We start from the raw sequence: 10,978 nt of genomic DNA, 5'->3' as shown, positions 1-10,978 counted from the left end.
GCATGTGTTAAGCACGCCGCCAGCGTTCGTCCTGAGCCAGGATCAAACTCTCCGTGAATGTTTACCGGTAATCCGGTTCAACACCACGAGAGCGGTGCGAGAGGAGGAATAGTCCCCTCGCACACAGCGTCCTCGCTGTGTTTTTTCAAAGGAACCTCGTCCCGGTCGTGATGACCGGAGACGGGGTATCAACATATCTGGCGTTGATTTTTGGCACGCTGTTGAGTTCTCAAGGAACGGTCGCTTCCTTTGTACTCACCCTCTCGGGCTTTCCTCCGGGCGCTTCCCTTCGGTCTTGCGTTTCCGACTCTATCAGATCTTTTCTCGATCCGATTTCCTCGGTGCTTTCCAGGTTCCCGCTCTCGCGTTTCCCTTTCCGGCGGTTCCGACTCTATCAGATCCTTTCGGCGTCTGATCCCCGGTCAGCGGGGTTCGTCCTCCCGGCCGTTGGGCCGTTCCGACGAGTGAGACTTTAGCGGATTCCTGGCTCCCGAGCTAATCGGTGGCCGGCGTCCTTTCGAACGCGGATTCCTCATTTCGCAAATACGCACGCCGAAACAGCCGACGCGGAGAGCGTCGATTGAGTGGGTGGTGCTTGCGGAATGGCTGTCCGGGGACCGACCAGGGTCGGCGCTCACGTCGGACAACTCGGAGAACACTACGTATCGGCGCGGGGCGTGTCAACTCGCCGCCGCGAGGCCCTCCGGGGGCGTACTGTGGACCGCGTGATGACGCGTACGTGCACCCAACTCTGGTGGGCCGCCTGACGGCGGCCGTACTCACGTATGCACTCGACGGCCGCCGCTTCGGCGGCCGTTCTCGTATCTCCCTCCGGGTCCCGGGGGCCGGCCGCGGGGGCGGCGGTCCCGACCAGAAGGTGGAGTGGAGATGACTCGGGTCTTCAGCGGGATTCAGCCGACCGGGCACCTGACCCTGGGCAACTACCTGGGGGCCATGCGGCGCTGGGCCGAGGTGGACCAGCATCGGGCGGACTCGTTGTTCTGTGTCGTGGATCTGCACGCGCTGACCATGGACCACGATCCGGCGCGCGTACGCAGGCTCAGCCGGCAGACGGCGACCCTGTTGCTGGCGGCCGGGCTCGACCCCGAGGTGTGCACGGTGTTCCTGCAGAGCCATGTCGACGAGCACACGCGCTTGTCGTACCTGCTGGAGTGTGTGGCCACCGACGGTGAGATGCGGCGGATGATCCAGTACAAGGAGAAGGCCGCGAAGGAGCGGGACCGGGGTGGGAGCGTGCGGCTGTCGCTGCTGACGTACCCGGTCCTGATGGCGGCGGACATCCTGGCGTACGGCACGGACGAGGTGCCGGTCGGTGAGGACCAGGCGCAGCACGTGGAGCTGACCCGGGACCTGGCGGTGCGGTTCAACCAGCGCTACGGGCAGGCGTTCGTGGTGCCGAGGGCGACGATTCCTCAGGTGGCGGCGCGGGTGATGAACTTCCAGGACCCGACGAGGAAGATGGGGAAGTCGGACGACTCGGGGGCGGGGGTCGTCTATCTGCTGGACGAGCCGGACGTGGTGCGCAAGAAGGTGCTGCGGGCCGTGACGGACAGCGGGCGGGACGTCGTCTACGACCGGGCGGAGCGGCCGGGCCTCGCGAACCTGCTGGACGTTCTCGCCGCGTGCACGGGTGGGAACCCCGAGTCACTGGCGGACGTTTACGACTCGTACGGCTCCTTGAAGAAGGACACCGCGGAGGCGGTGATGGAGGTGCTGCGGCCGGTGCAGGCCAGGCATCGGGAGCTGTGCGCCGATCCGGCGTATGTCGAGGGGGTGCTGCGGGATGGTGCGGAGAAGGCCAGGGCGTTGGCTCGGCCGACGGTCGATACGGCCTACCGGGCGATCGGGCTGCTGCCGCCCGTGGCGGAGCCCTCGCTGAGCGCCGCGCGTTAGCCGGGCGGCGCTCCAGCGGGGGCCGCCGGATTCAGTCCTTCTTGCCGGAGGCGAGTTCGCGGCTGCGGTCGCGGGCGGCTTCGAGGGCGGCGATGAGGGCGGCGCGTACGCCGTGGTTCTCCAGTTCGCGGATGGCGTTGATGGTGGTGCCGGCCGGGGAGGTGACGTTCTCCCGGAGCTTGACGGGGTGTTCGCCGCTGTCGCGGAGCATCACGGCGGCGCCGATCGCGGACTGGACGATGAGGTCGTGGGCCTTGTCGCGCGGGAGGCCGAGCAGGATGCCGGCGTCGGTCATGGCTTCGACCAGGTAGAAGAAGTACGCCGGGCCGGAGCCGGAGAGTGCGGTGCAGGCGTCCTGCTGGCTCTCGGGCACGCGGAGGGTCTTGCCGACGCCACCGAAGATCTCCTCGGCGTGTGCGAGGTGCTGTTCGGTGGCGTGGCTGCCGGCGGAGATGACCGACATGGCCTCGTCGACGAGGGCGGGGGTGTTGGTCATGACGCGGACGACGGGGGTGCCCGCGGCCAGGCGCTCCTCGAAGAAGGAGGTGGGGATGCCGGCGGCTCCGCTGATGACCAGGCGGTCGGCGGGGACGTGCGGGGCGAGTTCGTCCAGGAGGGTGCCCATGTCCTGCGGCTTGACCGTGAGGATCAGGGTGTCGGCGGTCTTGGCGGCCTCGATGTTGGTGACCGGGGTGACTCCGTGACGGGTGCGGAGTTCTTCGGCGCGTTCGGGGCGGCGGGCGGTGACCAGGAGGTCGTCGGGGGCCCAGCCGGCCCGGATCATTCCGCTGAGCAGGGCTTCGCCGATCTTGCCGGTGCCGAGGACTGCGACTTTCTGGCTCATGCGGTTCAGTCTGGCACCGGGGTGGGGGGTGCGGGCGGCTTGTCCGGTGGGCGGGACGTCGGCGGGTGGCGCCCGCGGTCACGCCGTGCGCCGTCGTAGCGTCGCCGCGCCCAGGCCCAGGACGAGCAGCGCGCAGCCGGCCACGATCAGGACGTCGCGGACGAAGGTCGCCGTCATGTCGGTGTGGTGGAGGACCTGGTTCATGCCGTCGACGGCGTACGACATCGGCAGGACGTCGGAGACGGCCTCCAGGGCGGGGTGCATGTCGGAGCGGGGGGTGAACAGGCCGCAGAGGAGGAGCTGGGGAAAGATCACCGCGGGCATGAACTGGACCGCCTGGAATTCCGAGGCCGCGAAGGCCGAGACGAAGAGACCGAGGGCCGTGCCGAGCAGGGCGTCGAGGAGGGCGACGAGGAGGAGCAGCCAGGGGGAGCCGGTGACGTCGAGGCCGAGGAGCCAGACCGCGAGTCCGGTGGCGAGGGCGGACTGGACGATGGCGAGGGCGCCGAAGGCGAGGGCGTAGCCGGCGATGAGGTCGGCCTTGCCGAGGGGCAGGGCGAGGAGGCGTTCGAGGGTGCCGGAGGTGCGTTCGCGCAGGGTGGCGATGGAGGTGACCAGGAACATCGTGATCAGCGGGAAGATGCCGAGCAGCGAGGCGCCGATGTTGTCGAAGGTGCGCGGGCTGGCGTCGAAGACGTAGCGCAGCAGGATCAGCATCAGGCAGGGGATCAGGACCAGCAGCGCGATGGTGCGCGGGTCGTGGCGCAGCTGGCGCAGGACCCGGGCCGCGGTGGCGGTGGTGCGGGAGGCTCTGAGGGCGCTGGGGCCCGTGGTGGGGGTCGCCGGGGTCCTCGTACGCGCGGTGGTCACGGGGCTGGGGTTCATCGGGTGCTCTCTCTCGTGCGGCCTGCGGCTTCGTCGACCAGGCTCAGGAACGCGGCCTCGACGGTGTCGGTGCCGGTGCGGCTGCGCAGGGCGTCCGGGGTCTCTCCCCCGGCCTCCGGCCCGGAGGTGCCGCCGGTGAGGATCTCGCCCTCGCGCATGAGGAGGAGGCGGTGGCAGCGCTCGGCTTCGTCCATGACGTGGGAGGAGACGAGGAGGGTGGTGCCGCGGGCGGCGGCGAGGTCGTGGAAGAGCTGCCACAGGTCCCGGCGGAGGACGGGGTCGAGGCCGACGGTCGGTTCGTCGAGGACGAGGAGTTCGGGGGTGCCGAGGAGGGCGACGGCGAGCGAGACGCGGCCCCGCTGGCCGCCGGAGAGGTTGCCGGCGAGGGCGTCGGCGTGGCTGGTGAGGTCGACGTCGGCGATGGCCTGGGTGACGTGCTGGTGGCGGCGGTCGGCGGCGGCGCGGCCGGGGTCGAGGACGGCGGCGAAGTAGTCGAGGTTCTGACGGACGGTGAGGTCGTCGTAGACGGAGGGGGCCTGGGTGACGTAGCCGATGCGGCTGCGGAGGGCGGGGTGGCCGGCCGGGTGGCCGAGGACGTCGAGGGTGCCGGTGACCTTGGCCTGGGTGCCGACGATCGAGCGCATGAGGGTGGATTTGCCGCAGCCGGAGGGGCCGAGCAGGCCCGTGATCCGGCCGCGGGGGACGGTGAAGCGGAGGTGGTGCAGGACCGTGCGGGTGCCGCGGGTGACGGTGAGGTCGTCGGCGTGGATGGCGGGGGCGGAGGCAGCGGGCGCCGGAGGGTCCGGCTCGTAATTCATCACGTGATGAATAATTGGGCTGGAGGGGCCGGGGCGTCAAGGGGCGAGGACGAAAAGGGGGAGGCGGGGGCGGTCGGTGAAGGGTGCGGGAGGCGGAGTCAGGGTTTGCGGGCGACCAGGAGGAGGACGTCGTAGGTCTCCTCGACCGTGCCGTCCGGGAAGACGCTCAGGAGGCGGGCGCGCTCCTCTTCGAGGAAGGCGGTCGTGCGCTCCTCGGACGTGGTGAGGAAGGCGGAGTGGCTGCCGATGTTGGCGAGGTGGACGTCGACCGGCACGCGGCGGCTCCAGCGGACCGTGCGGCGGGTGAAGTCCAGGCGCCCGCTGGGGTCGGCCAGTTCGGTGCGATCACTTGCCTTGCGCGCTTCGGCGGCGACGTCGACGCCCAGGAAACGGCCGACGCGGCGGGCGGCGTCCGCGATCCACCCGACGTCCAGCGCCTCGGTGTTCCACCACAGTGCCAGCGCGCCGCCCGGGCGCAGCACGCGCAGCGCCTCCGGCACCGAGTGGGCCGGGTCGGTCCAGTGCCAGGCCTGGGCGTAGGTGATGAGGTCGGCGTGGGCGTCGGCGACGGGCAGGGCGTTGCCGTTGCCCCGGACGAGCGGGACGTGCGGGAGCGCGCGGCGGAACTCGGCGGCCATGCCCGCGCCGGGTTCGACGGCGAGGACGTCGGCGCCCCGGGCGTGCAGGAGGGCGGTGGCGATGCCGGTGCCCGCGCCGACGTCCACCGTCCTGGCGCCCGGGAGGGGGCGGCCGGCCAGCTCCTCGACGGCGTCGAGGAGGGCGGGCGGGTAGGAGGGGCGGTTCGCGGCGTACTGGGCGGCGGCGGAGTTGAAGGACGCGGCGCGGGCGGCGTGGGAGGCGCCCGGGTCGGCGGGCGACGGCTGGGTGACGGTCATGGGGTCCTGTCTACGGCATCTCCGCGCGCCTGCCGTACCCGGTTTCCCGTCCCGCGGCCGCGGTTCCGCCGTCGGCGTTCCGCCCTTGCCGTTCGACGGTGCCGTCCTGGAGTCTTTCGTTTGGATCCGGCCTGATCCAGACGAGAGACCCTAGCGGCGGCGCTTCTTCTTCGACGGGTTGCCGGTGCGGCGGGTGGTGCGGCGGGCGTGGGCCTCAAGGGCCTGCTCGTACTCCTCGCGGTGCAGCTTCTCGCCCGGCGCCTCGGTGAGGGAGCGGAAGAAGTAGGCGAGGAGGGTGCCGACGAAGCCGATGGCGAGCAGGCCGCGCAGGGACGCCTGGCGCTGCGGGTCGTGACGCTTGCCGAAGCCCTCCCAGGTGTTGCGGAAGGCGAGCGCGCTGCAGATCGCGAACATGGCGACGACCAGCACGGTCACGAAGGAGCCGGTCTCGGCGATCCGGATGCCCTCGTAGGCGAGGCGCAGCACCAGACAGGAGACGGCGGCGGCGGCGAGGGAACCGACGGCGACGCCGGCGCGGCGGGCCGCGTAGCCGTTGTCGTGGCCGACCCAGGAGGTGCCGAAGAAGCGCAGGGGCTCCGGGCGGGGGCCGCCACCCTGCGGCGGGGCGCCGCCGCCCTCGGCCGCGCGGCCGGGGGAGCCCGCCGAGGTGTCCGGGGTGCCGGTTTCGTCGCTCACAACACGATTATGGCGCCGACCGCGGACAGGCTTCCGGGCGGGGCGGGGTCTGGGCTGGACGGGCTGTCCGGTTCGTGGGGGGGGGGCGGCCGGGTGCGGTGCCCGCTGGGCGGTTCCGCGTCGGCGGCCCCCGCCCGCCCGGGCACGGCCCGGACGGGACGGAGGGCTCAGGGCGCCCGGTGGGTGCGGGGCGCCCGGTGCGGGCTGGGTCAGCCGCAGCGGGGGGCGATGTAGCCGTCGGTGCCCGTGTGGACGTAGGCGTCCGAGACGTACTCGCCGCTGTCGATGAGGTCCCAGATGTTCGTCGTGCCGTAGGTCCCCGTGACCGTCGTGCCGGGTGTCTGGCAGTAGATCGGCACCCGGACGCCCTCCGGCAGGACGCGGACCAGGTTGTACTGGGTGCCCGGGCCGCTGCGGACGTTCAGCCGGACGCCGGGCGCCACGGCGTAGGTGCGGACGGCTGCCGCCGCCTCCGTCACCACGCTCCCGGTGTCACCGGCTCCGTTCTCGATGGCCTCGGCCTCTTGTGCGCGGTCGACCGACATGAATGGTCCTCCCCCGTCGTCTTCCTTCAACTCGGCGCGAAACGCTGGTGCGCGACTCGCACGCAGACGCTAGCAAGCCGCCTCTGTCTCGTACGAGTCATCGACTAGGCTCCGTGCGTCGCGCGCGCGGACGAAGAGCACGGGGGTGGTCCATGGCGCCACAGCGCAACACCGGAGCGGGCGCGGAAGCGGAACTTCCCGAGTACGCCGGGCACTATCGGCTGGAGTCCTGCCTGGGCTCCGGCGGCATGGGGGTCGTACATCTCGCCCGGAGCACCTCGGGGATGCGGCTCGCGGTGAAGGTCGTACACGCGGAATTCGCGCGGGATCCCGAGTTCAGGGGCCGTTTCCGCCAGGAGGTGGCCGCCGCGCGCAGGGTCAGCGGGGCCTTCACCGCATCCGTCGTGGACGCCGATCCCGAGGCCGAACGCCCCTGGATGGCCACCCTGTTCATCCCCGGACCGACCCTCTCCGACCAGGTGAAGCGGAAGGGTCCCATGCCCAAGGAGCAGTTGCGCCGGCTGATGGCGGGGCTCGCCGAGGCGCTGCGGGACATCCACCGGGTCGGGGTCGTGCACCGGGATCTCAAGCCCAGCAACGTGCTGCTCGCCGAGGACGGGCCGAAAGTCATCGACTTCGGCATCTCCCGGCCGAAGGACAGCGAACTGCGGACCGAAACCGGCAAGCTGATCGGTACTCCGCCGTTCATGGCGCCCGAGCAGTTCCGGCGGCCCCGGGAAGTCGGCCCGGCCGCCGACATCTTCGCGCTCGGTTCGGTCATGGTGCACGCGGCCACCGGTCGCGGGCCGTTCGACTCCGACAGCCCGTACGTCGTCGCCTACCAGGTGGTCCACGACGAACCCGACCTGACCGGCGTACCGGAGGGGCTCGCACCGCTGGTACGCCGGTGTCTGGCCAAGGAACCCGAGGACCGGCCCACGCCCGACGAACTGATGCGGGAACTGCGCTCGGTGGCGGCCTCGTACGACACCCAGGCGTTCATACCGGCACAGCGGACGGGTGAGGCGCGGGGCGCCGGCGAGGAGCGGACTCCCGCGGAAGCCGGGGCGGAGGCAGGGGCGGCACAGGCCGGGGGACCTCCGGCCGGGGCCGATCGTTCCCAAGGTGCCGATCGTTCCGAGGGGGCCGGTCGGCGTACGGGCCGACGCCCGCGGCGCCGGCGGGTGGTCGCGCTCACGGCCGGGAGCCTGGGACTGGCGCTGCTCGGTGCGCTCGGCGCGGTGTGGGCGTCCGGCGGAAACGATCAGGCAGCCAAGGGGCCGGGCTCGCCGACCCTGACGGCGGCTTCCGACAGCACGTGGACGGCCCGGCCGGCGGTCGGCGGCACGGGCATGCCGCACTGCGCGTACGCGGCCGGCAAGGTGTTCTGCGCGCGGCCGGGTGTCGTCTTCGCGCTCTCCGCCAGCGACGGCGGGCTGCTGTGGCGGCGCTCGGTCGACACCCGGTCCACGAGCGGGCCCCCGGCCCTCTCCGGCGGGCTGGTCCAGCCGTACACGGACGGCGGCTCACGGCTCGCCGGGCTGGATCCGGCCACGGGCCGGCAGGTGTGGCAGCGGCGGCTGCCGGCCGGGACGACCGTGCGGTACGCCGGTGACACGGCCCTGCTCACCGGCGCCGACGGCACGGTCACCGGCGTGGACGGCGCGAACGGCGCCACGCGCTGGCGGAGCGCGGTGCCCGGCCAGGGCATGCCGGTCCTCGACGCGTTCCCCGGCACCCCGACGGCCTTCGCGACGCGTACGTCCGCCGACGGGACGAGCACACAGGTGACCGCCGTGGACCCGGGCACCGGACGGGTGCGGTGGGACGTACGGCTCGGTGGCTGGCTCAAGCCGTTCGCGGCGCAGGGCGGTTCGGTGTTCTTCCTGGCCGTGGACAGCGCGTACGGCGCCAAGGAGATCGTCCGCTACACGCCCGGCACGGGTGCGACCCGGCGCGTCCCGCTGCCCGCCGTCCTCGACGGCGCGCACGCGACGGTGCGCGGGAACGTGGTGTACGTGCTGGCCACCGGCGGCTCCCTGGACGCCGTGGACCTGGAGCCCGGGCGGTCGGGCAAGCACCTGTGGCACCTGGAGACGTCGGTGAGCCGCGGCTCGGCGCCCGTCGTGCGGGGCGGGCGGGTGTACCTCACCGCGAGCGACGGCCGGCTGCTCGCCGTCGACGCCGGCAACGGCAGGCTCGTCGGGCAGACGCCGGCGCGGCTGGGCGCGAACTCGGCCGAGGTCATGAGCACCCCGCCCGCGCCGGCGCCGGTCGGCCCCCGCGTCCTCGCCGCCGCGCCCGACGGCACGGTCTTCACCGTGGACGGCGGCGAACCGTCGGCCTGGTGACCCACGGACACGGGCCGAGCCCGGGACGGCGCGGGGGCGGGGAACGCCCCGCTGATCCGGTGAAGGTCCCTCCGCGGGACGGCGAAGGGCCGCCCCCGGTCGGGAGCGGCCCTTCTGCCCTGGCTCAGCCCAGGCGGGACACGTCGCGCACCGCGCCCTTGTCCGCGCTCGTCGCCATCGCCGCGTAGGCGCGGAGGGCGGCGGAGACCTTGCGTTCGCGGTTCTTCGGGGCGTAGACGCCGTTCAGGGCCTGCTCGCGGCGGGCCAGCTCGGCCTCGTCGACCAGCAGCTCGATCGTGCGGCCCGGGATGTCGATGCGGATCCGGTCGCCGTCCTGGACCAGCGCGATGGTGCCGCCGGAGGCCGCCTCGGGCGAGGCGTGGCCGATGGAGAGGCCGGAGGTGCCGCCGGAGAAACGGCCGTCGGTGATCAGGGCGCAGGACTTCCCGAGGCCACGGCCCTTCAGGTACGAGGTCGGGTACAGCATCTCCTGCATACCGGGGCCGCCCCTCGGCCCCTCGTAGCGGATGACGACGACGTCGCCGTCCTTGACCTCCTGGGTCAGGATGCGCTGGACGGCCTCCTCCTGCGACTCGCAGACGACGGCCGGGCCCTCGAAGGTCCAGATCGACTCGTCCACGCCGGCCGTCTTGACCACGCAGCCGTCGACGGCGAGGTTGCCGCGCAGGACCGCGAGGCCGCCGTCCTTGGAGTACGCGTGCTCGACGGAGCGGATGCAGCCGTTCTCGGCGTCGTCGTCCAGGGCCTCCCAGCGCTCGGACTGGGAGAACGCCTCGGCGGAGCGGACGCAGCCGGGTGCCGCGTGCCACAGCTCCACGGCCTCCGCGGACGGGGAGCCGCCGCGGACGTCCCAGGTCTTCAGCCAGTCGGCGAGGGACGGGCTGTGCACGGCGTGGACGTCCTCGTTGAGCAGGCCGGCGCGGTGCAGTTCGCCGAGGAGGGCGGGGATGCCGCCGGCGCGGTGCACGTCCTCCATGTAGTACGTGCGGTTCTTGGCGACGTTGGGGGCGACCTTGGCCAGGCAGGGCACGCGGCGCGAGACGGCGTCGATCTGGTCCAGGCCGAACGGGACGCCCGCCTCCTGCGCGGCGGCCAGCAGGTGCAGGATCGTGTTGGTGGAGCCGCCCATCGCGATGTCCAGGGCCATGGCGTTCTCGAAGGCCTGGAAGGTGGCGATGTTGCGGGGCAGGACGGTGTCGTCGTCCTGCTCGTAGTAGCGGCGGGTGAGGTCCATGACCGTGCGGGCCGCGTTCTCGTACAGGGCGCGGCGCGCGGTGTGGGTGGCGAGGACCGAGCCGTTGCCGGGCAGGGACAGGCCGATGGCCTCGGTCAGGCAGTTCATCGAGTTGGCGGTGAACATGCCGGAACAGCTGCCGCAGGTCGGGCAGGCGTTCTCCTCGATGCGGAGGATGTCCTCGTCGGAGATCTTGTCGTTGACGGCGTCGGAGATCGCGTCGACCAGGTCGAGGGTGCGGACCGTGCCGTCCACGAGGGTGGCCCGGCCGGACTCCATGGGGCCGCCGGAGACGAACACCGTCGGGATGTTCAGGCGCAGGGCCGCCATCAGCATGCCGGGGGTGATCTTGTCGCAGTTGGAGATGCAGACCAGGGCGTCGGCGCAGTGCGCCTCGACCATGTACTCGACCGAGTCCGCGATCAGGTCGCGGGAGGGCAGGGAGTACAGCATGCCGCCGTGGCCCATGGCGATGCCGTCGTCGACGGCGATGGTGTTGAACTCGCGCGGGATGCCGCCGGCCTCCCTGATCGCCTCGCTGACGATCCGGCCGACGGGCTGGAGGTGGGTGTGGCCCGGCACGAACTCGGTGAAGGAGTTGGCGACGGCGATGATCGGCTTCCGGCCGATGTCCGCACCGGGTACACCGGAGGCGCGCATAAGGGCGCGGGCGCCCGCCATGTTGCGGCCGTGGGTGACTGTGCGGGACCTCAGCTCGGGCATCGCAGCTCGCTCCTTCAGACGGGTGTGGCTGTTATCGAGCGTACGCCGGTC

General features: G+C 72.1%; 9 protein-coding genes. 2 read left to right on the top strand and 7 right to left on the bottom strand.

What is annotated here, in order from left to right; all coding sequences use genetic code 11:
* The first annotated feature begins 888 nt into the window (after window positions 1-888).
* Window positions 889-1,914 carry a tryptophan--tRNA ligase gene (gene trpS / locus AB0946_RS11105; protein ID WP_366760273.1) on the top strand — a complete coding sequence of 342 codons (1,026 nt, stop codon included), beginning with the start codon at window positions 889-891 and terminating at the stop codon, window positions 1,912-1,914.
* A 31-nt stretch (window positions 1,915-1,945) separates the two neighbouring features.
* On the opposite strand, the gene proC is transcribed toward trpS, so the two are convergent.
* From proC to AB0946_RS11075, 6 genes are all read right to left on the bottom strand, one after another.
* Window positions 1,946-2,758: a pyrroline-5-carboxylate reductase gene (gene proC, locus AB0946_RS11100; protein WP_366760272.1), complete on the bottom strand. Its 813-nt coding sequence runs from the start codon at window positions 2,756-2,758 to the stop codon at window positions 1,946-1,948.
* Between the two features lie 78 nt (window positions 2,759-2,836).
* On the bottom strand, window positions 2,837-3,643 hold the full coding sequence (locus AB0946_RS11095) for an ABC transporter permease (RefSeq protein WP_366760271.1): 807 nt from the start codon (window positions 3,641-3,643) through the stop codon (window positions 2,837-2,839).
* The gene (locus tag AB0946_RS11090; protein WP_366760270.1) at window positions 3,640-4,461 is read right to left on the bottom strand and encodes an ABC transporter ATP-binding protein; all 822 of its coding nucleotides are present in this window, start codon (window positions 4,459-4,461) and stop codon (window positions 3,640-3,642) included. Before AB0946_RS11090 ends, AB0946_RS11095 begins: the two co-directional genes overlap by 4 nt.
* A 98-nt stretch (window positions 4,462-4,559) precedes the next feature.
* Entirely contained in the window at window positions 4,560-5,357 is a 798-nt protein-coding gene (locus AB0946_RS11085; protein WP_366760269.1) for a class I SAM-dependent methyltransferase, read from the bottom strand.
* Window positions 5,358-5,507: 150 nt separating this feature from the next.
* A complete protein-coding gene (locus tag AB0946_RS11080) occupies window positions 5,508-6,053 on the bottom strand; it encodes an EamA/RhaT family transporter (RefSeq protein WP_366760268.1) in 546 nt (181 codons plus the stop codon).
* A 209-nt stretch (window positions 6,054-6,262) separates the two neighbouring features.
* Window positions 6,263-6,598, bottom strand: a complete 336-nt coding sequence (locus AB0946_RS11075) for an SH3 domain-containing protein (RefSeq protein ID WP_366760267.1) — start codon at window positions 6,596-6,598, stop codon at window positions 6,263-6,265.
* Window positions 6,599-6,750: 152 nt separating this feature from the next.
* Here AB0946_RS11075 and AB0946_RS11070 point away from each other — a divergent pair, with 152 nt between their 5' ends.
* Complete coding sequence (locus tag AB0946_RS11070) at window positions 6,751-8,949, top strand: serine/threonine-protein kinase (RefSeq protein ID WP_366760266.1); 2,199 nt, start codon at window positions 6,751-6,753, stop codon at window positions 8,947-8,949.
* A 124-nt stretch (window positions 8,950-9,073) separates the two neighbouring features.
* On the opposite strand, the gene ilvD is transcribed toward AB0946_RS11070, so the two are convergent.
* Window positions 9,074-10,927 (bottom strand): dihydroxy-acid dehydratase, encoded by a 1,854-nt coding sequence (gene ilvD / locus AB0946_RS11065; protein WP_366760265.1) that lies wholly within the window; start codon window positions 10,925-10,927, stop codon window positions 9,074-9,076.
* Window positions 10,928-10,978 lie beyond the last annotated feature (51 nt).

The organism is Streptomyces sp. NPDC046870, assembly GCF_040704595.1.
Taxonomy (GTDB): domain Bacteria; phylum Actinomycetota; class Actinomycetes; order Streptomycetales; family Streptomycetaceae; genus Streptomyces; species Streptomyces argyrophylli.
The sequence above is the reverse complement of the archived record's forward strand: the minus strand, read 5'-3'. Positions and strand labels throughout refer to the sequence as shown.